This window comes from Streptomyces sp. NPDC003327 (genome assembly GCF_053589515.1).
On sequence record NZ_JBSFSA010000066.1, the window covers coordinates 1 to 24,152 of the forward strand.

A 24,152-nucleotide genomic window follows, 5' to 3' on the forward strand; every position below is an offset into this window, starting at 1 on the left:
CGGGTGGCGACTCCTCACGAGTGCGCCCCGCCCCCCGGCCGCGGCGCGCGCCCGCGGGCGCGCGGCTGGGGTGCATCGGGCGACCCGGGTACGCCCCGGGCGCGGCGGCCGGCAGCGGCCCGGCGGCGGGCGCGGCACCGGGAATCGGGCCGGGGGCCCCGGAAGGGTCGGAAGTGCCGGGCAGCGGCCCGGCGGCCGGCGCGGCAGCACCGGGGAACGGTCCGGGAGCCGCCGGAGCGTCGGCAGCACCGGGGAACGGTGAAGCGGGCGCGGCACCCGGGAACGTCCCGGCAGCCGCCGGAGCGTCGGTGGCGGTCGCACCCGGGAACGGTCCGGCGGCAGGGGCGCCGTCGCCGGCCGCGGTCGCGGAGGACTCGTCGGACGGTGCGTCGGCGGTCGTGTCACCGGGAGCGGAGGGCTCGTCGGCCGACGCGGCAGCGGGGAGAGGCTCGCTCGCCGGTTCGGCGGCGGTGTCGTCGCCCGCACCCGAACCGCCGGAGGGCGCCGCGGAGTCGGAGGCCGCGGAACCGGAGGCCGCGGAACCGGAGGCATCGGCCGTCGAAGTGTCGACGGCACCGGTCGAGCCGTCGGCCACCACCGGAGCGGTGTTCTCCGCCGCGTCCGCGCCCGAGGGCGTCGAACCCTCGGCCGCGCTCTCGGCGGAGGCGTCGGCGTGCGGAGCCACGGCCGCGGGTTCGGCGGCCTCGGCTCCGGCGGCGGGCGCCTCGGCGTCGCCCCCGGCCGTCGAAGGCGTCGCCTCGGACGTCGGCGCGCCCGGCAGGGGAAGCGCCCCCACCTGGCCGGTCTCCGTCGCCGCGGGCGCGGCACCGGCCTGCGCCGCGCCGGCGCGCTCGTCCTCCTCCTGCTGCAGGGCCGCGGGCGAGAACCGCATCGTCGCGCCGCCCTCCACGGCACCGCGCCCGAAGGGCGTCTGGGCCCCCGGCGCGGCCACGGGCGCGTCCCCGGTCACGGGCACCTGAGCCGGCACCGGAGCCGGCGGGGGCGGCGTCGGCCCCCAGCTCGGCTCGAAGCCGCTGTTCGCGGGCAGCCCGGGCACCGCCACCGGCGCCCCCGACGGCGGCGGGGGAGTGACACCGCCCGAGGACGCACCGCCCGACGCGTTCTGCGTGTACCAGGCGGGCGGGGTGTAGTCGATGGTGAACTCACCCGTCATCTCGGCGGGATCCGCGTCGGACTGATCGTCCGCGGGCGGGTTCCAACCCCCGTGGATCTCGTCCCGATCGCCGTTCACTTTGCCTCCTGGTGTGGTCGCGCACCCGTGTGTCGTTCTGGGCGGGGCCCTTCCACCCTAAACGGCGCGGGCGCCGCTCCGGCAGGCCCGACCGCCCTCCGCGCCCACCGTCGTACCGTGCCCCGCGCGCGGGTCCGGGCCCCCCGTGACCCGGCCGTGCCGCAGAGTGAGGACCCCGCCCGCCCAAAGCGCGTCAAAAGCGGACACAGGCGCACGAGTTCGGGGTGGTCAGTCCATGCGGCGGGCGCCGCCGAGCAGGCCCGTCTCCGCGTCCGTGCCCTGCGTCATGACGAACTGCCGGTCGCCCTGCCGGCACCAGAGGGTGACCCCGTCCGCGAGCGTGGACAGCGTCTCGTACTCCTGGCGCGGCAGCCCCATGATCCGGCCGATCTGCGCGGCCTCGTCGGGGGAGACCCGCTGGACGCCGACGAGCGAGGACTTCTCCAGGAGGCGGGGCGCCACCGGGCTGAGGTAGGGCAGCAGCGTCACCACCGACTGCCAGGGCGCCGACACCACCCGGCCGCGCGGCGGCCGCATGCCGCAGTCGCGGACGACGACCACGGGGCTGCCGGCCGACGCGCCCTGCGGGGGCACCCGGCCGACCTCGTGGAGCGTGATGCACGGCTGCCCGCCGCCCGCCGCCTGGGCGAGCGCCGTCCAGGCCTGCGCCCGGCCGGTCTCGACGGCGATCCGGGCGCCGGTCGCGGCGGCCCGCAGCGCGAGGACCTGCGCGGTCCACAGGCCGCCGATGAGCGTGACGTCGTACGGGACGGGCCGGTTGATGCCGAGGACGGCCGGGCGGCCCTCGGCGTCGACGCCGATCACCATGCCGTCGTCGCCCACGGGCAGCGCCAGCGCGTCGAGTTGGTCGAGCGGTACGGAGTGGCGGTCGCGGCGCGGCCCGACGAGCCCGAAGCCGAACCGGGGCCCCGTGCCCCGCCCCGTACCCCGCGCACGCCGTCCGCCGGCGGGGGAGCCGGAGGCGCCGGCCGGGACCGGGACACCCGCGCCCTGGTAGGCGCCGCCGAACGGCCCCGATCCGCCCGTGGCGGAGGGACCGCCCCCGTACCCCTGCCCGGAAGGCCCCTGGCCGGACGATCCCAGACCGGAAGGCCCCTGCCCGGAGGGCACCTGGCCGCCGGCGACGCCGTTCCCCCGCGTTCCCCGCGCGCGTGCGGACATCAGCGCGCACCTCCCAGCGGCAGCGTCGCCAGCATGCCCGGCACCTGTTCCCTGTCGAGTCGTACGAGCCCCGTCTTCACGCCCCGCGCCGCCCGCTCCAGCTCGTGGCGCGCGGCCACCAGCTCCTCGTCGCTGCGCCCGGTGATCCGCACGTGTCCGGTCACCGTCACCTCCTGCCGGTCCCCGCCGCTCAGCGTCAGGCTGAACGTCGTCGCGAGCGCGGGCAGCGAGGTCAGCAGCGCCACCAACTGCGGCATCGAGGCCCCGGGGCCGCCCCCGCGCCCGCCCAACTGGGGCCAGCGCCCCACCCAGTACGTCGTGTGCCGCCGGTCGTCGACCCGCCAGGTGCGCGCCGTCTCCTGCGTCCGCCGCCCCTGCGCCTGGCCGCGGCCCGCCTGCGCGATCGCCATCGGGCTCGCGCACGTCGAGGTGGCGAGCGCCGACGTGAGCTCCTGCTCCGTCAGCACGCTCGCCCGGAACCCGGCACCCGCCAGCCGGCTCGCCAGCTGGTCGGCGGCGCGCACCACGCACTTCTGCGCACCGGCCAGACCGCCGCCGCGCGCGGCGACCGCCTCCGGGCAGAGTTCGGGGTCGAGCTTGAGCGCGATCCAGGTGATGCGGACGGCGGGGGAGCCGGTCTGCGCCTGAAGCGGCCCGTAGTTGCGCGCGGCCATCGACTGCGCGGGCAGGTGCGGCGCGGGCGCCGGCTGGGTGTGCTGGACGATCTGCGCGGACTCCAGCCGGATGCCGTCCACGGTCAGCACGTCCCGGACGAGTCCGACCGGCAGCGGCCGCGCCGCCCGGTCCGGGCGCAGCGCCGTGTCGTCGGCGTCGACCCGCAGGACGGCGGTGAGGAAGGTGCCGTCGCCGATCATCCCGACCGGACGCCGGTCGCGGTCGCTGTACGCGTACGTGCGCAGCGCGGGGTCGCACTCCACGACGGGGGCGAGCCCCGGCTCGGTGCCCTCCGGCACGGTGAAGGAGGCCGCCCGGCGGGTACGGGCCCGCAGCGCGAGGAAGGTGCCGAGCCACTCCGGCATCGAGCGCTTGTGCCGTCGCACCAGGGCGAGCAGGACGAGCACGACCGCGACCACGCCGGCCGGCACGAGCAGCATCGGGTCGACGACCCAGGCGACGGCCAGCAGCGCGGCCGCCACCTCGATCAGTACGAGCTGTTGCAATCGGAACGAACCGAAGTGTCCGGGGCGCGCCTGGAGCCTCGGCGAGACCGAGGAGGAAGCCGCTGGGGAGGCCGTCGGCGCGCCTCCCGTGGAAGGGGGCGTGGCGCCCCTGGCCGCGGCGGGCCGCGTCCGCGTCGCGGAAGCCATGATGGAGAATCCCCCTCAATTCGTCCCGATCACCCTGGCCCGCCAGGGCTTTGGCGGCCGGATCACCCTACCCGCCCGGCAGGTGCCCGGGGACAGCAGGCATAGTAGGGGGCCGGTCCGAACGCCGGGCCCCGGGTGGGCACACCCCGGAACCCGCGCGACGGCCGGGCCTGACGAGAATGGGGACTCATGGCATCGCGGCGGGACGAACTCAACGCGTACACCTTTGCGAAGAAGCGCACGGTGGCGGCATTCCTCCAACCCTCTCCCTCCGGCACGGAAGAGGGTGCGCCGAGACCGCTGCGCGCGGTCGTCCCCGGCCTCGTCGTCTCCGCCCTCGTCGTCGCCGGCTTCGGCGCCTGGGGCATGTTCAGCCCGCAGGCCCCCAAGGGCTGGGACACCCCCGGCACCCGGGTGATCGTCGGCAAGCAGTCGACGACCCGTTACGTCGTCCTGACCACCGGCAAGGGCGACGACAAGAAGACCCTGCTCCACCCCGTCCTCAACCTCGCCTCCGCCCGGCTGCTGCTCAACCCCGACCAGTTCCAGGTCGTCCAGGTCGACGACAAGACGCTCGACAAGGGCACGCCGCCGCGCGGACCGATCCTCGGCATCCCCTACGCCCCGGACCGCCTGCCCGCCCCCGAGGACGCGGGCACGCCCAAGCGCTGGGCCGTGTGCGTACAGCCCGGCGGCGGCAAGGGCGCCAGCGTCCAGAAGGCGACCTTCCTCTTCGCCCAGCGCGACCTCGAGCGCACCGAGGGCGGCGAGCGGCTCGACGACGGCGAGGTCCTCTACGTCAAGGGCCAGAAGGGCGGCGCCCTCTTCCTCGTCGACCACACCGGCACCAAGTACCCGCTCAAGGCCGACTCCCCGGGCCTCCTCACCGCCCTCGTCGGTCTCCACAAGCAGCCCCAGCCCGTCACCGACGACTGGCTCGCCACCCTCAAGACCGGTGACGAGATCGACTTCCCGCACATCGACGCCGAGGTCGGCGCCCCCGCCGGCATCCCCGGCAACGAACTGAACGGCACCGAGAACCGCGTCGGCATGGTCCTCCAGGCCCCGACCGGCTCCGGCCCCCAGAACTACGTCGTGCTCCCCGGCAAGGTCCAGCCGGTCTCCGCGTTCACGGCCTGGCTGCTCATCAACTCGCCGCAGACCGGCGTCCTCGACATGGACGGTCGGCCCGGCACCGTCGACGCCTCCTCCTTCGTCCCGGACGGCACCGTCTTCCACGCGAAGGCGCGCTGGCCGCAGCGGCAGTCCAAGCCGGTCAACGCCGTCGGCGGCGCGGGCGCCCGGGACACCGTGTGCAACGTCCTCACCGGCGTCGACGAGCAGGGCCGCACCACGCTCAGCACCTGGGCCGGCACCGCGTACCCCGCCGACATCACGGCCGGCGGCACCAGCACGTACGTCACCCCGGGCAGCGGCCTGCTCTACACCCAGATCCAGGGCAACAGCCGCGGCGCCTCGGGCGGTTCGCTCTTCCTCGTCACCGACACCGGACTGCGGTACGCCGTGCAGGCCAACGGCGACAGCGACGCCGAGCGCTCCGAGATCGGCGCCGGCGACCAGCGGGAGGAGACCGACGGCAAGCCGGAACCCAGCGACGCGCAGAAGCGTCTCGGGTACGAGAAGGTCATGCCGGTGCCGGTCCCGCTGGAGTGGTCGGAGTTCCTCTCCAAGGGCCCGCGCCTCGACACCAACAGCGCGCGCCAGCCGCAGGGTTCCTGAGGGGAGGCACCGGTGACGACGCCTCCGTACCGCACGCGTTCCCGCGCGGGCGCCCTGCTCGCCGCGAGCACCCTCACCGCGCTGCTCGCCGCCCCGGCGTCCCCCGCCGCGGCCGCCGCGCCCCCGGCGCCGCCCGGCCCGCGCACACCTCCCGCCTGGACGCTCGACGGCAGCGGCGAGTGCACCTTCCCGATGAAGAAGCAGATCGAGGGCATCCCCTGGCCGCTCCAGCGGGTCCTCCTCGACGAACTCTGGCAGGACACCAAGGGCAAGGGCGTCCGCGTCGCCGTCATCGACACCGGCGTCGACGACATCAACCCGCAGCTCAGCGACGCCGTCGACGCCAAGTCCGGCAAGGACTACCTGAAGCCCGACAAGGAGAACCCCGGCTACGGCGACGAGCTGCGCGGCAAGACGGACGGCACCGTCGACGAGGTCGGCCACGGCACCAAGGTCGCCGGGATCATCGCCGCGCGCCCCCGCAAGGGCACCGGCTTCGTCGGCCTCGCGCCCGAGGCCACCATCATCCCGATCCGCCAGAACGACGAGAAGAACAGCGGCAAGTCGGACACGATGGCCCAGGCGATCGACTGGGCCGTCCTCAAGGGCGCCGACGTCATCAACATCTCGCAGGACACCACGCAGGCCCTCGCGCCGGACTCGCCCATGGGCCTCGCGGTCGCCCGCGCACTCCGGGCGAACGTCGTCGTGGTCGCCTCCGCGGGCAACGACGGCATCGACGGCACGCTCAAGAACACCTACCCGGCCGCCTTCCCCGGTGTCCTCGCCGTCGCCTCCTCCGACCGGAACAACGAACGCGCCGCGTTCTCCCAGGCCGGCACCTTCGTGGGCGTCGCCGCCCCCGGCGTCGACATCGTCTCCACCGTCCCCGGCGGCGGCCAGTGCGTCGACAACGGCACCAGCTTCTCCGCGCCGTACGTCGCCGGCGTCGCAGCCCTGCTCCGCGCCAAGTACCCGAAGTGGACGGCCGCGCAGATCGTCGCCCGCATCCAGCAGACCGCCGTCCGCTCCGTCAACGGACGGGACAACTACGTCGGCTGGGGGGTCGTCGACCCGGTGCGCGCCCTCGCGGACCTGCCGGACGAGGCGGACGTCCCGCCCTCCTCGCCCACGCCGGACCCCGGCCCGCCCAGACCGCCGGCTCCCGAACCGGCCCGGCTCGCCCTCTCGGAGACCCCCCAGGAGCGCTCCGAACGGCTCGCCACCTATGCGTTGGGGATCGGCGGCGTCCTGGTGGCCGTGGTCGCCGGAACCGCCGTCGTGATCCGCGACAGCCGACGCCGCAGGGGAGTGCCGCGATCAACGTAACCGTCAAGTACGCGGTGGCTCCTTTGCAGTTGGAACTGCCGCCACCAATGGCTAAAGTGACCGCGGGGCGCACGGCAGTGCGAACCCAGCACGGGGGCGGCATCAGAAGATTCCCGTCCGCATCACGACCGGATGGCCCGACGGCCCGGCCGTCGACGCCACCGCAGGAAGAAGGGGCAAGATGTCGAAAGACCTGAACGTCACCAGTGCCGAACAAGTTCGGCTCGCCGGCCGGATCCAGGACTTCCACGACGAGCTCCAGGCTCGCATCACCTCCCTCAACGGCGTGGTGGACCGCATCCAGGCGGGCTGGCAGGGCGCCGCGAGCAAGGAGTACGACCGCGTTCAGAACGACCTGAACCAGCGGCTGCGCAACATGCGCAACGAACTCGTCAAGCTCGAAGAGATGATGCGCATGAGCGCCGACGGCTTCACGCGTGAGGAAGAGGACCGCATCCGGGCCTTCCGCACGATGGACGAGAGCGGCTCCGGCGGCGCCTCCGGCAACCAGAGCGCCATCCTCGGCATCTGAGCCCTCCGGCTCCCCCAGTCCACCGCGCCACTCTCAACCCAGGAGTCAACACCATGACCACTGCGGTCAATTACGACACCGTGACGCAGGCGGCGGCCGACACCCGCCTGACCTCCACCACGCTCACCCAGAAGCTCGACGACCTCATGGCCGAGGTCAACCGCGTCGCCTCCGAGTGGGAGGGTGAGGCGAAGATCGCGTACCGCGAGACCCAGGACCGCCTCACCCGCGACATGGCCGGCATGAACCAGGACCTGGCGCGCCTCGCCATGCTCCTCGACGAGTCGGTCGTCGGCTACCAGGACACCGACCGCGGCAACGCCGCCCGGTTCCGCATGTGACACCCGGCGTGCACGCGTGAGGGGGTGGCCCGTCCGACGGGCCACCCCCTCACGCACCTCCGGCCGCTGCCCGGCGCTGCCCGGTCGAGGTCCGGCTACTTCTCCGGCTGCTTCAGGTCGAACTCGCCGTCCCGCGCGCCGAGGACGAACGCGTCCCACTCGGCCTTCGTGTACCGCAGCACCGTCCCCTTGTCGAGGGACGAACGCATCGCCACCGCGCCCTCCGGCAGCCGGGCGATCTCCACCCGCTCCTCGTCCGGGCTCGTCCCCGGCGCGCCCTCCCACTCGACGCCCGAGATGTCGAGCGCGTACAGCTCGTCCTTCTGGCGCTGCTTCTCGGCGGCCAGAGCGCTCTCGCGATCGCTTCCGGTGGCGATGTCGCTGGCGTGTGCGTCGGTCATCGGCGCGGTCCCTTCGCGGTGGTACGGCGGTCCCTCCCACAGTAGTGGGAGGGACCGCTCCGCTCAGTGCTGTTCCGGCAGCCAGCCCAGCTGGACCAGCGGCGTGCCCCGCTTCCGCGACACGAACGTGCCCCGGCCCGGAGGCATCGGCCGCGCCCGGACGTTGCCCAGGATGTCGCCCTCCTGCGGATCACCGGAGAGGATCACGCCCTGCGCGCCCAGCTCCTTCATCCGCTGCATGAACGGCTCGTACATCGCCCGCGAGGCACCGGCCGCGCTGCGCGCCACGACGAACCGGATGCCCACGTCCCGCGCGAACGGCAGGTTCTCCACCAGCACCGACAGCGGGTTGCCCGAGTTGGTCGCCACCAGCTCGTAGTCGTCGATCAGCACGAACAGCTGCGGACCCGTCCACCAGCTGCGGTCACGCAGCTGCTGCGGCGTGATGTCCGGCTTCGGCGCCCGCTTCGTCATCACCGTGTTGATGGCGTCCATGTGCATCTGCATGGCCGAGGCCATCGGCGCGTACTCCAGGAGGTGCGAGGGCGCCACCGCCTCCAGCATCGTGCGCCGGTAGTCACCGACCACGATCCGCGCCTGCTCCGGCGAGTACCGCTCGCACAGCTGCTTGGCGATCAGCCGCAGCAGCGCCGTCTTGCCCGACTCGCTCTCGCCGAGGACCAGGAAGAACGGATCCGTCTCGAAGTCGACGAACACCGGCTCCAGGTTCGTCTCGTCGATCCCGATCGCGATGCCGTGCTGCGGGTACTCGAAGCCCTTCGGCAGCTGCTCCGCCGGCAGCCTGCGCGGCAGCAGACGCACCGCGGGCGCCGGAGCCCCCTTCCAGGCCGCCTTCACGGCCCCCACGAACGCCGCCGTCCCCTCCGACAGGTCGCCCGCCGAGCTCGACCCGTCGATCCGCGGCAGCGCCCCCATGAAGTGCAGCTTCTCCGGCACCTGGCCGCGGCCCGGCACCCCCGTCGGCACGTTCGCCGCGACCTTCCGGTCGAACTCCGAGTCCATGACGTCACCGAGCCGCAGTTCGAGACGGCCCAGGATCTGGTCCTTCAGCGCGGCCCGCACCTCCATGTACCGGGAGGCGGTGATCACCACGTGGATGCCGTAGCCGAGACCGCGCGAGGCGATGTCGGAGACGATCGGTTCGAGCAGGTCGTAGTCGTTGCGGAAACCGCCCCAGCCGTCCACGACGAGGAACACGTCGCCCCACGCCTCGCCCGGCAGGTCGCCCGCAGCGCGCTTGCGCCGGTAGGTCGCGATCGAGTCGATCGCGTGCGCGCGGAAGAACTCCTCCCGCCGGTTGAGCACGCCGAGCACCTCGGCCACCGTCCGCCGCACCCGCTCCGGGTCGAGCCGGGACGCGACCCCGCCGACGTGCGGCAGCTCCGCCAGCGAGGCCAGACCGCCACCACCGAAGTCCAGGCAGTAGAACTGCACTTCGGCCGGGGTGTGGGTGAGCGCGAACGAGGAGACCAGCGTCCGCATCAGCGTCGACTTGCCCGACTGCGGACCGCCGATCACCATCATGTGGCCCGCCGCGCCCGAGAAGTCCCGGTACAGCACCTCGCGCCGCTGCTCGAACGGCTTGTCGATGAGCCCCAGCGGCACCGTGAGCCCGCCCTGCCGGGTGTACTCCGTCGCCGTGAGCCCCCGGTCCGCCGTCGGCGCCAGCCCGGGAAGCAACTGGTCCAGCGAGGGCGCCTGCTCCAGCGGCGGCAGCCACACCTGGTGCGCCGGCACCCCCTGCCCCTCCAGGCGCCGCACGATCACGTCGAGGACCGTGTCCGCGAGCGCGTCGTCCTCCTCGGCGCGCCGCGCCGTCAGGTACGCCGGATCCGGCGCCGCGTACACCACCGGCACCGGCGCCGCCGTGAACAGCGCGGTCCGCCGCTCCACCGGCAGCTGCCCGACCTCGAGCCGCGGCCCGCCCGTCCGGTACGTCCCGGAGACGTACGCCGCCTTGAACCGCGTCATCTCGTCCGTACCGAACTTCAGATAGCCCGAGCCCGGCACCGACGGCAGGTGGTAGGCGTCCGGCACGCCGATCGCCGTCCGCGACTCCGCCGCCGAGAACGTCCGCAGACCGATCCGGTACGAGAGGTACGTGTCGAGGCCCCGCAGCTTGCCCTCCTCCAGGCGCTGCGAGGCGAGCAGCAGGTGCACCCCGAGCGACCGGCCGATGCGGCCGATCTGGATGAACATGTCGATGAAGTCCGGCTTCGCCGTCAGCAGCTCGGAGAACTCGTCGATGACCAGGACCAGCGAGGCCAGCGGCTCCAGCGGGGCACCCGCCGCCCGCGCCTTCTCGTAGTCGTGGATGTTGGCGTAGTTGCCCGCCGAGCGCAGCAGCTCCTGCCGCCGCTGGAGCTCACCGCGGATCGCGTCGCCCATGCGGTCGACCAGCGTCAGGTCGTCCGCCAGGTTGGTGATGACCGCCGCCACGTGCGGCATCTGCGACATCCCGGCGAAGGTCGCGCCGCCCTTGAAGTCCGCGAGGACGAAGTTCAGCGTCTCCGAGGAGTGCGTGACCGCGAGGCCGAGCACCAGCGTCCGCAGCAGCTCCGACTTGCCGGAACCCGTCGCGCCCACGCACAGCCCGTGCGGGCCCATGCCCTCCTGCGCGGCCTCCTTCAGGTCCAGCATGACCGGCTGCCCGTCCTCGCCGACACCGATCGGCACGCGCAGCCGCTCCGCCACCGTCCGCGGCCGCCAGGTCCGCGCCACGTCCACCGACGCCGCGTCCCCCAGGTTCAGCAGGTCCGTGAAGTCGAGGTTGGCGAGCAGCGGCTCGTCGTCGTCCCCGCCGCCCATGCGCAGCGGCGCCAGCTGCCGGGCCAGCGCCTCGGCCGCCGGCAGCGAGATCCCGTCCGGCAGCCCCTCGTAGGCGAAGCCGCCGCCCGACTCCAGCCGCAGCCGCCCCGGCCGTACGACCACCGAGAGCCCACCGCGCGGCTCGTCGAGGTCGCCGGAGACCACCTCCACGATCGTCACGCCCTGCAGGCCCTCGGCCGCCGCGAGCAGCGAGTCCGGCGGAACCATGCCGCCGTCCAGCACGACCACCACGTGCGGCTGGTCGAGGACCGGCTGGTTCTCCCGGGAGAACCGGGGCCGCCCGTCCAGCTTCGAGCGGATCAACTGCTCCAGCTCCGCCAGGTCGTCGCCGAACAGCCGCTTCGTGCCGGCCCCGTCCACCTGACCCGGCACCTGCGTGTGCGGCAGCCACTTCGTCCAGTCCCACCGCTCCTGCGCCGGCCGCGAGGCCACCACGGCCACCAGCAGGTCGTCGGGGGAGTGCAGGGTCACCAGCTGCGCCACGAGCGCGCGCGCCGCCGCCTGCGCCGACTCCGGCTCGCCCGACACCGTCACGTGGTAGAACGCCCGCAGCGACACCGCCATCGGCAGCCCGTCGAGCGTGCCGTGCACCGCGAGGAACTGCTGCATCGCACCCGCGCACAGCGGCTCCAGCTCGTCCACCGGAGCCGTGTCGGGCGCCACGAGCGGCGTCGCCAGCTGCTGCGCCCCGAGCCCGACGCGCGCCTGCCCGAAGTCGTGGTCGCCGACCCGCCGTTCCCACAGCCGCGACCCCTCGGCCACCACCGACCACAACTGCTCGGGGGCGGGGTGCAGATACAACTGCGCGTCGCGCTGCCTGCGCGCCGTGCGCCGGACCGTACGCCGGGTCTGCGCGAGGTATTTGAGGTAGTCGCGGCGGACATCGGCCATTTGCCCCTGCGTACCGCGCCGGAATCTGACGAACTGGGCGATCGCCATCGCGACCGTCGACGCCAGCATCAGCACGCCCATGATCCGCATGATCGGAGACGGCGTCATGAAGAAGAACACCACCGACGAACCCATGCCGAGCATCGGCAGGAGCTGCATCAGCGCCGACTCCTGCTGCCCCCGCGGAAGTTCCGGCGGAGACTCGAGGACCAGTTCCTCACTGGGTACTTCAGGAGGCAGGGACCTCGGCGGGCGTTTGACGACGATCTGGCTCACCGGCGCATCAATCCCTCGTTGGAGGCGGGCTCGTGGCGGGAGCTGCCGCGCCGTCGACCCGTCGGCGACCGGCCGCGCGGACTTCCCCCATGGGACGGAGATCCTACGTGCAGCCCCCACCGGCCGTCCCCGGTAGGGTGGCGCGCGCATCGTGCGCAACCGCGAATCAGGGGGTCCACACACGTGAGTACGACCGCAGCGACCGGCTTCTGCCGAGTCACCGTCGTGGCGCCGGACAGCCGCATCGACGTCGCGCTCCCCGAGGACATCGCCGTCGCCGACGTCTACCCGGAGATCCTGCGGCTCACCGGCCAGACGCAGCCGGCCGGCACCCCCACCGGCTACCACCTGGTCCGGCGGGACGGCTCCGTCCTCGACGGCGCCCGCACCCTCGTCGCCCAGCAGGTCCTCGACGGCGAGGTGCTCTCCCTGCGCCCCTTCGCCCAGTCGCTGCCGCCGGCCGTCTACGACGACGTCTCCGACGCCGTCGCCTCCGCCGTCACCCGCGACCGGCACCTGTGGAGCGACGACCTGCTGCGCGGCGCCGGACTCGTCGGCGGCGTGCTGCTCCTCGTCCTCATGGGCTTCGTGCTCTGGTTCGCCGACCCGGTCCGCCACGACATGCACAGCCTGCCCGGCATCATCGCGGGCGCCGCCGGCCTCCTGCTCACCGCCTTCGCCGGCGTCCGGGCCCGCGTCTACGCCGACCGCGCCACCGCCGTCGCCCTGGGCCTCGGCGCCCTGCCGCTGCTGCTCATCGCCGGCTCCGGCATCGTCGCCGCCGACGCCGGCCAGGGACCGGGACGGCTCCAGTTCCTCCTCGGCTGCGTCACCGTCCTCGTCGCCTCGGTGGCCCTCGTCGCCCTCACCCCGAGCGGCGACGCCCCCTTCGTCGCGGCCACCTTCCTGGCCACGGTCGGCACCCTCGCCACCTTCCTCATGATCGTCACCGAGGCCACCGCCACCGAGACCGCCGCCGTCTGCGCGCCCGTCGCCATCGGCCTCGTCGCCTTCCTGCCCGGCCTCTCCGCCCGCTTCGCGCGCCTCCCCATCGGCTACGCCTCCCCCCGCAGCGCCGCCGACGACGAGTTCCTCGGCGACCCGCAGCAGCCCGCCGGCGAGGACGCCCGGCCCGTCGACGGCGAGCGCATCGCGCTCCAGGCCCGCCGCGGCCACGAGATGCTCCTCGGCCTGGTCGGCGGCTGCGCGGCCGTGGTCGTCGGCTGCGCCGCCGTCCTCGGCTTCGCCGGAAACGTCTGGGGCCAGCTCCTCGCCCTCGGCGCGGGCCTCGCGATGCTGCTGCGCGCCCGCCTCTTCCGTTACACCTCGCAGGTCGCCTGCGTCCTCGTCGCCGGCATCGCCGCCATCGCGCTGCTCGTCCTCGGCCTGTCCCTCAACCCCCCGGCCGACCTGGTCAAGGACCTCCTCATGTACGGGGACCGCGGCGGCCTCGACATCCGTACGATCTGGCTCACCGCGGCCGTCGCCGCAGGCGCCGCGCTCATCACCGCCATCGGCCTGATCATCCCGAGGAAGGGCCTCTCCCCCTTCTGGGGCCGCCTCCTCGACCTCACCGAGGGCTTCGTCCTGCTCTCCCTCGTACCGCTCTGCCTCGCGGTCCTCGACGTCTACTCCTCGGTCCGCTCCCTCACCAGCAAGTAGCCCCTGGGCGGCCGCCGCGGAAAACCCCGCCGCGGAGCGCTCCGCCGAACTGGTACGCTGTGTGACGGCCGTTTGTGTACGCGCTCCCGGAAGCCCTCCCAGGCCCTGGAAGCTGCGCCCATCGGACCTTCGCCCGCCGAGTCACGGAAGCTTCCCCTGAGACCAAGACCAGGGGCACTCGCGGGCGCGTGAACACCAAGAGGAGATCCGCGTGGCTCTCGACGCCGCTGTCAAGAAGCAGATCATGGCCGAGTTCGGCACCAAGGAGGGCGACACCGGCTCCCCCGAGGTCCAGGTCGCGATGCTGTCCCGTCGCATCTCGGACCTGACCGAGCACCTCAAGCAGCACAAGCACGACCACCACTCCCGCCGTGGTCTGCTGATCCTGGTCGGCCAGCGCCGCCGCCTGCTGCAGTACCTGGCCAAGAAGGACATCCAGCGCTTCCGTACGCTGGTCGACCGCCTCGGCATCCGCCGCGGTGCGGCCGGCGGCGCCAAGTAAGACGCCATGAGGGAGCGGTTCCCACTTTCAGGGGGCCGCTCCCTTTGCCGTACGTGCACAAAGTGCGCACCGGACCTTAGTCTGGTCGCACAACCCCATACGACGAGCGAGAGCCGCCGGCACGCACCGCCGGTCCTCGGTAGTGGCCCCCGGACACGTACCCGGGTGCTTCGATCGAAGACCGGCCCGCACCCTAGGCGCCTCCCCTTTCCTCGTCGCCACCGTCCCCGGCCACACGGGCCGACGGACGCAAAGACGAACACGTAGGAGAAACCCATAGTGGAGAACGAGACCCACTACGCCGAGGCAGTCATCGACAACGGCGCCTTCGGCACCCGCACCATCCGCTTCGAGACCGGCCGCCTCGCCAAGCAGGCCGCCGGCTCCGCCGTCGCCTACCTCGACGACGACACGATGGTCCTCTCGGCGACCACCGCCTCGAAGAGGCCCAAGGACCAGCTCGACTTCTTCCCCCTGACGGTCGACGTCGAGGAGCGGATGTACGCGGCCGGCAAGATCCCCGGCTCCTTCTTCCGCCGGGAGGGCCGCCCCTCCGAGGACGCGATCCTCACCTGCCGCCTGATCGACCGCCCGCTGCGCCCCTCCTTCAAGAAGGGCCTGCGCAACGAGATCCAGATCGTCGAGACGATCATGGCGCTCAACCCCGACCACCTCTACGACGTGGTCGCCATCAACGCCGCCTCCTGCTCCACGCAGCTGGCCGGCCTGCCCTTCTCCGGCCCGATCGGCGGCACCCGTGTCGCGCTGATCAAGGGCCAGTGGGTCGCGTTCCCGACGCACACCGAGCTCGAGGACGCCGTCTTCGACATGGTCGTCGCCGGTCGCGTCCTCGAGGACGGCGACGTCGCGATCATGATGGTCGAGGCCGAGGCCACCGAGAAGACGATCGAGCTCGTCAAGGGTGGCGCCGAGGCGCCGACCGAGGAGGTCGTCGCCGCCGGTCTGGAGGCCGCGAAGCCCTTCATCAAGGTCCTCTGCAAGGCCCAGTCGGACCTCGCCGCCAAGGCCGCCAAGCCCGAGGGCGAGTTCCCGGTCTTCCTCGACTACGAGGACGACGTCCTGGAGGCGCTCTCCGCCGCCGTCAAGAGCGAGCTCGCCCAGGCGCTCACCATCGCCGGCAAGCAGGAGCGCGAGGCGGAGCTCGACCGCATCAAGGACCTCGCCGCCGAGAAGCTCCTCCCGGCCTTCGAGGGCCGCGAGAAGGAGATCGCCGGTGCCTACCGCGCGCTGACCAAGAAGCTGGTCCGCGAGCGCATCATCAAGGACAAGGTCCGCATCGACGGCCGCGGCATCACGGACATCCGTACGCTGGCCGCCGAGGTCGAGGCCATCCCGCGCGTGCACGGCTCGGCGCTGTTCGAGCGTGGCGAGACCCAGATCCTGGGCGTCACCACCCTCAACATGCTCCGCATGGAGCAGCAGCTGGACACCCTCTCCCCGGTGACCCGCAAGCGCTACATGCACAACTACAACTTCCCGCCGTACTCCGTCGGCGAGACCGGCCGCGTGGGCTCGCCCAAGCGCCGCGAGATCGGCCACGGCGCCCTCGCCGAGCGCGCCATCGTGCCGGTCCTGCCGTCCCGCGAGGAGTTCCCCTACGCGATCCGCCAGGTGTCCGAGGCCCTCGGCTCCAACGGCTCGACGTCCATGGGCTCGGTCTGCGCCTCCACCATGTCGCTGCTGAACGCCGGCGTGCCGCTGAAGGCCCCCGTCGCCGGCATCGCCATGGGCCTGATCTCCCAGGAGATCGAGGGCGAGACGCACTACGTCGCCCTCACCGACATCCTCGGTGCGGAGGACGCCTTCGGCGACATGGACTTCAAGGTCGCCGGTACGAAGGAGTTCGTCACCGCCCTCCAGCTCGACACCAAGCTGGACGGCATCCCGGCCTCCGTCCTGGCCGCGGCCCTCAAGCAGGCCCGCGACGCCCGCCTCCACATCCTCGACGTGATGATGGAAGCGATCGACACGCCGGACGAGATGTCCCCGAACGCCCCGCGGATCATCACCGTCAAGATCCCCGTGGACAAGATCGGCGAGGTCATCGGCCCCAAGGGCAAGATGATCAACCAGATCCAGGAGGACACCGGCGCCGAGATCACGATCGAGGACGACGGCACCATCTACATCGGTGCCCAGGTCGGCTCGCAGGCCGAGGCCGCCCGCGCCACGATCAACAGCATCGCCAACCCGACCATGCCGGAGGTCGGCGAGCGCTACCTGGGCACGGTCGTGAAGACGACCACCTTCGGTGCCTTCGTCTCCCTGCTCCCGGGCAAGGACGGCCTGCTGCACATCTCGCAGATCCGCAAGCTCGCCGGTGGCAAGCGCGTGGAGAACGTCGAGGACGTGCTCGCGATCGGCTCCAAGGTCCAGGTCGAGATCGCCGAGATCGACCAGCGCGGCAAGCTCTCCCTCATCCCCGTGATCGAGGGCGAGGACGAGGCGAAGGACGACACCGACCAGTGACGTCCCGCAGTTCCGCGACGACGGCCCGCCCCTCCTCCGAGGGGCGGGCCGTCGCCCGTACCCAAACGCTTCTCCCGGGCAGGGACGGCATCGGCACCGTCCGCCGCACCACCCTCCCCGGCGGCCTCCGCATCGTCACCGAGACCCTCCCCTCGGTGCGCTCCGCCACCTTCGGCATCTGGGCGCACGTCGGCTCCCGGGACGAGACCCCGACGCTCAACGGCGCCACCCACTACCTGGAGCACCTCCTCTTCAAGGGCACCGCCCGGCGGTCCGCCCTCGACATCTCCGCCGCGCTCGACGCGGTCGGCGGCGAGATGAACGCCTTCACGGCGAAGGAGTACACCTGCTACTACGCCCGGGTCCTCGACACCGATCTGCCGCTGGCCATCGACGTGGTCTGCGACATGCTGACCGGCTCCCTCGTCCTCGAAGAGGACGTGGACGCCGAGCGCGGGGTCATCCTCGAAGAGATCGCGATGACCGAGGACGACCCCGGCGACGTGGTCCACGACCTGTTCGCGCAGACGATGTTCGGCGACACCCCGCTGGGCCGCCCGGTCCTCGGCACCGTCGACACCATCAACGCGCTCACCCGCGGCCAGATCGCCCGCTTCTACAAGAAGCACTACGACCCCACCCACCTGGTCGTCGCGGCCGCCGGCAACATCGACCACGCCACGGTCGTACGCCAGGTCCGCCGCGCCTTCGAGAAGGCCGGCGCCCTCACCCGTGCCGACGCCGTCCCCGTCGCCCCCCGCGACGGCCGCCGCGCCATCCGCACGGCGGGCCGCGTCGAGCTCCTCGGCCGCAAGACCGAGCAGGCGCACATCGTCCTCGGCATGCCGGGCCTCGCCCGGACCGACGAGCGGCGCTGGGCCCTGGGCGTGCTGAACACCGCCCTCGGCGGCGGCATGTCCTCCCGCCTCTTCCAGGAGGTCCGGGAGAAGCGCGGCCTCGCCTACAGCGTGTACTCGTACACCTCGGGCTTCGCCGACTGCGGCCTCTTCGGCGTGTACGCGGGGTGCCGCACCGGCCAGATCGACGACGTGCTCAAGATCTGCCGCGACGAACTCGACAAGGTCGCGTCCGACGGCCTCACCGACGAGGAGATCAGGCGGGCCGTCGGCCAGCTGTCGGGCTCCACCGTCCTCGGCCTCGAGGACACCGGCGCCCTGATGAACCGCATCGGCAAGAGCGAGCTCTGCTGGGGCTCGCAGATGTCGGTCGACGACATGCTCGGCCGGATCGCGGCCGTCACCCCGGACGACGTCCGGGCCGTCGCCCGTGACGTCCTGGAACAGCGGCCCTCGCTGGCGGTGATAGGCCCGCTGAAGGACAAGCAGGCCGACCGTCTCCACCGAGCGGTCTCCTGACCTCCACCCCTAAGGAAGAAGACCAATGAGCAAGCTGCGCGTGGCGGTCCTCGGTGCCCGGGGCCGCATCGGCTCCGAGGCGGTCAAGGCCGTCGAGGCCGCCGAGGACATGGAACTGGTCGCGGCCCTGAGCCGCGGCGACCGGCTGGAGGCCCTCACCGAGGCGGGGGCCCAGGTCGTCGTCGAGCTGACCACCCCCGACTCGGTCATGGCCAACCTCGACTTCTGCGTCGGCCACGGCATCCACGCGGTCGTCGGCACCACCGGCTGGACCGAGGACCGCCTCGCGCGGCTGCACACCTGGCTCGCGGCCTCCCCGGAGACCGGCGTCCTGATCGCCCCGAACTTCTCCATCGGCGCGGTCCTCACGATGAAGTTCGCGCAGATCGCCGCCCCGTACTTCGAGTCGGTCGAGGTCGTCGAACTGCACCACCCGAACAAGGTGGACGCCCCCTCCGGCACGGCCACCCGCACCGCTCAGCTCATCGCCGAGGCCCGGTCGAAGGCAGGCTGCGCCCCGCAGCCCGACGCCACGGCCACCGCCCTCGACGGCGCGCGCGGCGCCGACGTGGACGGCGTCCCCGTCCACGCCGTACGGCTCCGGGGCCTCCTGGCCCACCAGGAGGTGCTGCTCGGCGGCGAGGGCGAGACCCTCACCGTCCGCCACGACTCGCTCCACCACTCCAGCTTCATGCCGGGCATCCTCCTGGGCGCCCGCCGCGTGACCACCGCACCGGGCCTCACCTTCGGCCTGGAGCACTTCCTGGACCTGGGCTGAGACCGTGGGCGGAAAGATCACGTACGTCTTCCTGGCCACCGTCCTCGTCCTCGTCTTCGGCGTGGTGGCCATGGAGGGCGTCCTGCTGCTCCTGACCGGCGAGCCCGCGGCGATGGGCATGGGCGCGGTGGCGTTCCTGCTGCCGCTGGTCGGCGGCTGGTTCCTGTGGAAGAACACCCGCTTCGCACGCCGGGCGAACCGCCTGGCCGCGGAGCTGGAGGCCGAGGGCGGCCTGCCCGTCGACGAGCTGAAGCGCACCCAGGGCGGCCGCATCGACCGCGACTCGGCCGACGAGGTCTTCGCCCGGCGCAAGGCCGAGACGGAGGACGCGCCGGACGACTGGCGCTGCTGGTTCCGGCTGGCCGTGGCCTACCACGACGCCCGGGACACCCCGCGGGCCCGCAAGGCCATGCAGCGGGCCATCGCCCTTCACGAGGGTCGGTCGGTCAGCGCATAGCGGCGGGGGCCGTGCCGTACTCGGCGTTCCACGCCTCGACGGTGTCGGCCGCCCGGTCGAAGGCCTCGACCCGGGAGAGGAAGTCGGCGCTGTGGTCGGTGAGCAGCAGCAGCTGCTCGCCGGCCTGGCGGTCGAGCACGAGCGCCTGCCCCTGGACGGTGCGGGGGAGCCCCAGCCAGCGCACCGGCTGCTGCGCGGTGCGCACGGACGCCACCTTGGTCCAGGGCGTGGTGGTAGTGCGGAGGAAGCCGACCCGGCGCACCCCGGCGCGGCTCACCCACACACCGACGCGCAGCATGCGCAGGGCGGCCAGGATGATGAGTACGGCGAGGGTGAAGGTGACGCCCGCCCCGCCGACGGCTCCGGCGGCGGCGATGATCACCGCGGCCAGCAGGACGAACGAGGCCAGGAGCAGGGCGAGCGCCGCCGCCCCGACCCGCCAGGGCCCCGGACGGTACGGACGCCGCCACTGATCGTGGTCGTCGAACGGCAGCGCGATGTCGTCGTTCGTGTCGAAAGCACGGTCGGCCGTCAGAAAGGGCAGGGGCACGACAGGTCCTCACTCGTCAGCACGCTCGAAGGGGCAGTGCCCGGTGAGGCTACCTCAGCGGTTGTCGGAGGCTTCGGACTGCTGCCGAACGGCGGAGTCACCCGACTCCAGGGAGGGCATCCCGAAGACCAGCGACCCGACGAGGCCGGCCACGACGGTCAGCCCGATCAGGGTACGGCCGATGATCTGCGAGGCGCTGAGACGCTCCCGGGGCGGTGGAGTGACGTTACTGCGGAAGTGGTCCCCCTCCGCGACGAACGCGAACGGTACGGCCTCTGCCCGCCGGAACATCAGATCCACTCTCCTCGGTCGTCGTCGTGCTGCTCATCTGTCCAGACGATCGAACCGCTCCTTTGGTGCCGTTTTTCACCGAAGAGGCGCAATCTCCTCCTCCAGGGGGAGGCGACTCCTCATCGAGACGGACGTCGTTAGAGTGGGCGACTGCGAATGGCGACTGGAAGGTACCCCTGGTGACCGACACCCCCACCGAGCCCGTGAAGATCGACCTTCGGAGCGACGTCACCGTCGACCTGGTCAAGAGCGCCGCGGCCGACTCCGACGTCCTCTGGGCGGCCCGCGTCTCCACGGCGGGGGAGCAGTCCCTCGACGAGCTCCAGAAGGACCCGGAGCGCTCGAAGGGCCTGATCAACTACCTGATGCGGGACCGCCACGGCAGCCCCTTCGAGCACAACTCGATGACGTTCTTCATCAGCGCCCCGATCTTCGTCTTCCGCGAGTTCATGCGGCACCGGGTGGGCTGGTCCTACAACGAGGAGTCGGGCCGCTACAGGGAGCTCCAGCCGGTCTTCTACGTGCCGGACGCCTCCCGCAAGCTGGTCCAGGAGGGCCGCCCGGGCAAGTACGTCTTCGTCGAGGGCACCGAGGAGCAGCACCGGCTCGTCGGCGGCGCCATGGAGGACTCGTACCGCCGGGCGTACGAGACGTACCAGGAGATGCTGGCCGCGGGCGTCGCCCGCGAGGTCGCCCGCGCGGTCCTGCCGGTGGGTCTGTACTCCTCGATGTACGCCACCTGCAACGCGCGCTCGCTCATGCACTTCCTCGGTCTGCGCACCCAGCACGAGCTGGCCGCCGTGCCGTCGTTCCCGCAGCGGGAGATCGAGATGGTCGGCGAGAAGATGGAGGAGCACTGGGCCCGGCTGATGCCGCTGACCCACGCCGCCTTCAACAAGAACGGCCGAGTGGCCCCGTAGTCGCACAGATGTTCCAACACTCGTGCGAAGTGTCCGTATTGCGACGTTTCACGAAGTTCATCTAGGCTGATCAAACGGACCCGGCACTGCTTGAACCCCCGAGCAGGCAGTGCCGGGCTCCCTTTCTCACGTCCCCCGAGGGGACACCCGGCGCTGAGCAGCGAGTAGCGTGTTACCCATGGCTCCGATCTCCACTCCGCAGACCCCCTTCGGGCGGGTCCTCACCGCCATGGTCACGCCCTTCACGGCGGACGGCGCACTCGACCTCGACGGTGCCCAGCGACTCGCCACCCACCTGGTGGACGCAGGCAACGACGGCCTCGTCATCAACGGCACCACCGGTGAGTCCCCCACCACCAGCGACGCGGAGAAATCGGAGCTGGTACGCGCGGTCCTGGAGGCGGTCGGAGACCGCGCCCACGTCGTCGCCGGCATCGGCACCAACGACACCCACCACTCCGTCGCGCTCGCCCGCGCCGCCGAGCGCGACGGCGCCCACGGCCTCCTCGCCGTCACGCCGTACTACAGCAAGCCCCCGCAGGAGGGCCTGTACCGGCACTTCTCGGCCGTCGCCGACTCCACCGGCCTCCCCGTCATGCTGTACGACATCCCCGGCCGCAGCGGCGTCCCGATCGACACCGAGACGATCGTCCGCCTGGCCGAGCACCCCCGCATCGTGGCCAACAAGGACGCCAAGGGCGACCTCGGCCGCGCCAGCTGGGCCATCGCCCGCTCCGGCCTCGCCTGGTACTCCGGCGACGACATGCTCAACCTGCCGCTGCTCTCCGTCGGCGCCTGCGGCTTCGTCTCGGTCGTCGGCCACGTCGTGACCCCCGACCTCCGCGCCCTGCTCGACGCCCACCTGGGCGGCGAGGTCCAGAAGGCCACGGAGATCCACCAGAAGCTGCTCCCCGTCTACACGGGCATGTTCCGCACTCAGGGCGTCATGACCACCAAGGCCGCCCTCGCCCTCCAGGGCCTCCCGGCCGGCCCGCTGCGCCTCCCGCTCGTGGAGCTCTCCGCCCAGGAGACCGAACAGCTCAAGGTCGACCTGGCCGCCGGCGGGGTAGAACTCTGACAACGGACTTCACAACTGAACATCGACAACTGCTCGACGACAACAGAAGAACGCAAACGAACACCGACAACAGCAAGTGCACGATTGTCATGCGCGCCACGTGCCGAACCGGTACGTGGCGCGCGTGGTGAGGAGAGTCTTTTGAGCCATCCGCATCCTGAACTCGGCGCCCCGCCCAAGCTGCCGAAGGGCGCCCTGCGCGTCATCCCCCTCGGCGGTCTCGGTGAGATCGGCCGCAACATGACCGTCTTCGAGTTCGACGGCCGTCTGCTCATCGTCGACTGCGGCGTCCTCTTCCCCGAGGAGGAGCAGCCCGGCGTCGACCTGATCCTGCCGGACTTCACGATCATCCGTGACCGGCTGGACCAGATCGAGGGCATCGTGCTCACGCACGGCCACGAGGACCACATCGGCGCCGTCCCGTACCTGCTCCGCATGAAGCCGGACATCCCGCTCATCGGTTCCAAGCTGACCCTCGCCCTGATCGAGGCGAAGCTCCAGGAGCACCGCATCCGCCCCTACACCCTCGAGGTGAAGGAGGGCGACCGCGAGAACCTCGGCCCCTTCGACTGCGAGTTCGTCGCGGTCAACCACTCCATCCCGGACGCCCTGGCCGTCGCCATCCGCACCCCCGCGGGCATGGCCGTCGCCACCGGCGACTTCAAGATGGACCAGCTCCCGATGGACGGCCGGCTGACCGACCTCCACGCGTTCGCGCGGCTCAGCGAGGAGGGCATCGACCTCCTGCTGTCCGACTCCACGAACGCCGAGGTCCCCGGCTTCGTCCCGCCGGAGAAGGACATCTCCAACGTCCTGCGGAACGTCTTCGCCAACGCCCCGAAGCGCATCATCGTGGCCAGCTTCGCCAGCCACGTGCACCGCATCCAGCAGATCCTCGACGCCGCCCACGAGTACGGCCGCCGGGTCGCCTTCGTCGGCCGCTCGATGGTCCGCAACATGGGCATCGCCCGCGACCTCGGTTACCTCCGGGTCCCGGCCGGCCTGGTCGTCGACGTGAAGACCCTGGACGACCTGCCGGACGACGAGGTCGTGCTCGTCTGTACGGGTTCCCAGGGCGAGCCGATGGCGGCCCTGTCCCGCATGGCCAACCGCGACCACCAGATCCGGATCGTCCCCGGCGACACCGTGATCCTCGCGTCGTCCCTGATCCCGGGCAACGAGAACGCGGTCTACCGCGTGATCAACGGCCTGACCCGCTGGGGCGCGAACGTGGTCCACAAGGGCAACGCCAAGGTCCACGTCTCGGGCCACGCCTCGGCCGGCGAGCTGCTGTACTTCTACAACATCTGCCGTCCGAAGAACCTCATGCCGGTCCACGGCGAGTGGCGCCACCTGCGCGCCAACGCCGAGCTCGGCGCGATGACGGGCATCCCGAAGGACCACATCGTCATCGCCGAGGACGGCGTCGTCGTCGACCTGGTCGACGGCCGCGCCCGCATCACGGGCAAGGTCCAGGCGGGGTACGTGTACGTGGACGGCCTCTCCGTCGGCGACGTCACCGAGACCTCGCTCAAGGACCGCCGCATCCTCGGCGAAGAGGGCATCATCTCGGTCTTCCTCGTGGTCGACTCCACGACCGGCAAGATCGTGGGCGGCCCGCACATCCACGCCCGCGGCTCGGGCATCGAGGACGCCGCCTTCGACGCGGTCCTCCCGAAGATCGACCAGGCCCTGAACCGCTCGGCCCAGGACGGTGTCGTCGAACCCCACCAGCTCCAGCAGCTGATCCGCCGCACCGTCGGCAAGTGGGTTTCCGACACCTACCGCCGCCGTCCGATGATCCTCCCGGTCGTCGTCGAGGTCTGACGCCCCGTCTGACCAGCGCAACTCCGGAGCGGGGGGTGCTCGTCGGGGCAGAGGACCCGGTCCGCGGCGCCCAGCGCCTGCCAGGCGGGCCAGGACAGG

20 protein-coding genes are annotated in these 24,152 nt (G+C 72.1%); 13 read left to right on the forward strand and 7 right to left on the reverse strand.

Going from position 1 to position 24,152, the window contains the following annotated elements; translation table 11 throughout:
- The 3 genes from ACWDVG_RS29905 to eccE all read right to left on the reverse strand — a co-directional run.
- On the reverse strand, nt 1-1,252 hold a 1,252-nt coding region (locus ACWDVG_RS29905; RefSeq protein ID WP_451703803.1), incomplete at its 3' end, for an SCO5717 family growth-regulating ATPase.
- 228 nt (nt 1,253-1,480) lie between these two features.
- Nucleotides 1,481-2,356, reverse strand: coding sequence for a hypothetical protein (locus ACWDVG_RS29910; RefSeq protein WP_451703830.1), 876 nt, complete (start codon nt 2,354-2,356; stop codon nt 1,481-1,483).
- Between the two features lie 77 nt (nt 2,357-2,433).
- On the reverse strand, nt 2,434-3,762 hold the full coding sequence (gene eccE, locus ACWDVG_RS29915) for a type VII secretion protein EccE (RefSeq protein ID WP_451703805.1): 1,329 nt from the start codon (nt 3,760-3,762) through the stop codon (nt 2,434-2,436).
- A gap of 189 nt (nt 3,763-3,951) precedes the next feature.
- Here eccE and eccB point away from each other — a divergent pair, with 189 nt between their 5' ends.
- The 4 genes from eccB to ACWDVG_RS29935 all read left to right on the forward strand — a co-directional run bounded on the left by eccB (nt 3,952) and on the right by ACWDVG_RS29935 (nt 7,704).
- Nucleotides 3,952-5,502 carry a type VII secretion protein EccB gene (gene eccB, locus ACWDVG_RS29920; RefSeq protein ID WP_451703807.1) on the forward strand — a complete coding sequence of 517 codons (1,551 nt, stop codon included), beginning with the start codon at nt 3,952-3,954 and terminating at the stop codon, nt 5,500-5,502.
- Between the two features lie 192 nt (nt 5,503-5,694).
- Entirely contained in the window at nt 5,695-6,831 is a 1,137-nt protein-coding gene (gene mycP, locus ACWDVG_RS29925; RefSeq protein ID WP_451703831.1) for a type VII secretion-associated serine protease mycosin, read from the forward strand.
- 181 nt (nt 6,832-7,012) lie between these two features.
- Nucleotides 7,013-7,363: a WXG100 family type VII secretion target gene (locus ACWDVG_RS29930; protein ID WP_451703809.1), complete on the forward strand. Its 351-nt coding sequence runs from the start codon at nt 7,013-7,015 to the stop codon at nt 7,361-7,363.
- Nucleotides 7,364-7,416: 53 nt separating this feature from the next.
- A complete protein-coding gene (locus ACWDVG_RS29935; protein WP_451703811.1) occupies nt 7,417-7,704 on the forward strand; it encodes a WXG100 family type VII secretion target in 288 nt (95 codons plus the stop codon).
- Between the two features lie 95 nt (nt 7,705-7,799).
- On the opposite strand, the gene ACWDVG_RS29940 is transcribed toward ACWDVG_RS29935, so the two are convergent.
- Nucleotides 7,800-8,105 (reverse strand): DUF397 domain-containing protein, encoded by a 306-nt coding sequence (locus ACWDVG_RS29940; RefSeq protein ID WP_451703812.1) that lies wholly within the window; start codon nt 8,103-8,105, stop codon nt 7,800-7,802.
- Between the two features lie 63 nt (nt 8,106-8,168).
- On the reverse strand, nt 8,169-12,122 hold the full coding sequence (gene eccCa / locus ACWDVG_RS29945; protein ID WP_451703814.1) for a type VII secretion protein EccCa: 3,954 nt from the start codon (nt 12,120-12,122) through the stop codon (nt 8,169-8,171).
- Nucleotides 12,123-12,305: 183 nt separating this feature from the next.
- Here eccCa and eccD point away from each other — a divergent pair, with 183 nt between their 5' ends.
- The 6 genes from eccD (at nt 12,306) to ACWDVG_RS29975 (ending at nt 19,387) form a co-directional block, all read left to right on the forward strand.
- Entirely contained in the window at nt 12,306-13,784 is a 1,479-nt protein-coding gene (gene eccD / locus ACWDVG_RS29950) for a type VII secretion integral membrane protein EccD (protein ID WP_451703815.1), read from the forward strand.
- A gap of 211 nt (nt 13,785-13,995) precedes the next feature.
- Nucleotides 13,996-14,286: a 30S ribosomal protein S15 gene (rpsO, locus tag ACWDVG_RS29955; RefSeq protein WP_015036567.1), complete on the forward strand. Its 291-nt coding sequence runs from the start codon at nt 13,996-13,998 to the stop codon at nt 14,284-14,286.
- Between the two features lie 279 nt (nt 14,287-14,565).
- On the forward strand, nt 14,566-16,776 hold the full coding sequence (locus ACWDVG_RS29960) for a polyribonucleotide nucleotidyltransferase (protein WP_451703817.1): 2,211 nt from the start codon (nt 14,566-14,568) through the stop codon (nt 16,774-16,776).
- Nucleotides 16,773-18,152, forward strand: coding sequence for a M16 family metallopeptidase (locus ACWDVG_RS29965; protein ID WP_451703818.1), 1,380 nt, complete (start codon nt 16,773-16,775; stop codon nt 18,150-18,152). The genes ACWDVG_RS29960 and ACWDVG_RS29965 overlap by 4 nt, the downstream gene beginning before the upstream one ends.
- Before the next feature lie 25 nt (nt 18,153-18,177).
- Complete coding sequence (gene dapB, locus ACWDVG_RS29970) at nt 18,178-18,930, forward strand: 4-hydroxy-tetrahydrodipicolinate reductase (protein WP_451703820.1); 753 nt, start codon at nt 18,178-18,180, stop codon at nt 18,928-18,930.
- A gap of 4 nt (nt 18,931-18,934) precedes the next feature.
- Nucleotides 18,935-19,387: a hypothetical protein gene (locus ACWDVG_RS29975; RefSeq protein ID WP_451703822.1), complete on the forward strand. Its 453-nt coding sequence runs from the start codon at nt 18,935-18,937 to the stop codon at nt 19,385-19,387.
- Here ACWDVG_RS29975 and ACWDVG_RS29980 read toward each other — a convergent pair.
- Together ACWDVG_RS29980 and ACWDVG_RS29985 are read right to left on the reverse strand one after the other, a co-directional pair.
- Complete coding sequence (locus ACWDVG_RS29980; protein ID WP_451703824.1) at nt 19,377-19,937, reverse strand: hypothetical protein; 561 nt, start codon at nt 19,935-19,937, stop codon at nt 19,377-19,379. The two genes, ACWDVG_RS29975 and ACWDVG_RS29980, sit on opposite strands and share 11 nt — an antisense overlap.
- A gap of 54 nt (nt 19,938-19,991) precedes the next feature.
- The gene (locus tag ACWDVG_RS29985; RefSeq protein WP_451703825.1) at nt 19,992-20,228 is read right to left on the reverse strand and encodes a hypothetical protein; all 237 of its coding nucleotides are present in this window, start codon (nt 20,226-20,228) and stop codon (nt 19,992-19,994) included.
- Between the two features lie 179 nt (nt 20,229-20,407).
- Here ACWDVG_RS29985 and thyX point away from each other — a divergent pair, with 179 nt between their 5' ends.
- The 3 genes from thyX (at nt 20,408) to ACWDVG_RS30000 (ending at nt 24,053) form a co-directional block, all read left to right on the forward strand.
- Nucleotides 20,408-21,148, forward strand: a complete 741-nt coding sequence (gene thyX, locus ACWDVG_RS29990; RefSeq protein ID WP_451703826.1) for an FAD-dependent thymidylate synthase — start codon at nt 20,408-20,410, stop codon at nt 21,146-21,148.
- A gap of 178 nt (nt 21,149-21,326) precedes the next feature.
- A complete protein-coding gene (dapA, locus tag ACWDVG_RS29995; RefSeq protein WP_451703828.1) occupies nt 21,327-22,226 on the forward strand; it encodes a 4-hydroxy-tetrahydrodipicolinate synthase in 900 nt (299 codons plus the stop codon).
- A 141-nt stretch (nt 22,227-22,367) separates the two neighbouring features.
- On the forward strand, nt 22,368-24,053 hold the full coding sequence (locus ACWDVG_RS30000) for a ribonuclease J (protein WP_451703829.1): 1,686 nt from the start codon (nt 22,368-22,370) through the stop codon (nt 24,051-24,053).
- Nucleotides 24,054-24,152: the final 99 nt, after the last annotated feature.

Bases quoted from the DNA above. Each gene is read 5' to 3' on its own strand.
- eccE (WP_451703805.1), bottom strand. From the start codon at position 3,762: ATGGCTTCCGCGACGCGGACGCGGCCCGCCGCGGCCAGGGGCGCCACG.
- eccB (WP_451703807.1), top strand. From the start codon at position 3,952: ATGGCATCGCGGCGGGACGAACTCAACGCGTACACCTTTGCGAAGAAG.
- mycP (WP_451703831.1), top strand. From the start codon at position 5,695: ATGAAGAAGCAGATCGAGGGCATCCCCTGGCCGCTCCAGCGGGTCCTC.
- ACWDVG_RS29930 (WP_451703809.1), top strand. From the start codon at position 7,013: ATGTCGAAAGACCTGAACGTCACCAGTGCCGAACAAGTTCGGCTCGCC.
- ACWDVG_RS29935 (WP_451703811.1), top strand. From the start codon at position 7,417: ATGACCACTGCGGTCAATTACGACACCGTGACGCAGGCGGCGGCCGAC.
- ACWDVG_RS29940 (WP_451703812.1), bottom strand. From the start codon at position 8,105: ATGACCGACGCACACGCCAGCGACATCGCCACCGGAAGCGATCGCGAG.
- dapB (WP_451703820.1), top strand. From the start codon at position 18,178: ATGAGCAAGCTGCGCGTGGCGGTCCTCGGTGCCCGGGGCCGCATCGGC.
- ACWDVG_RS29985 (WP_451703825.1), bottom strand. From the start codon at position 20,228: ATGTTCCGGCGGGCAGAGGCCGTACCGTTCGCGTTCGTCGCGGAGGGG.
- dapA (WP_451703828.1), top strand. From the start codon at position 21,327: ATGGCTCCGATCTCCACTCCGCAGACCCCCTTCGGGCGGGTCCTCACC.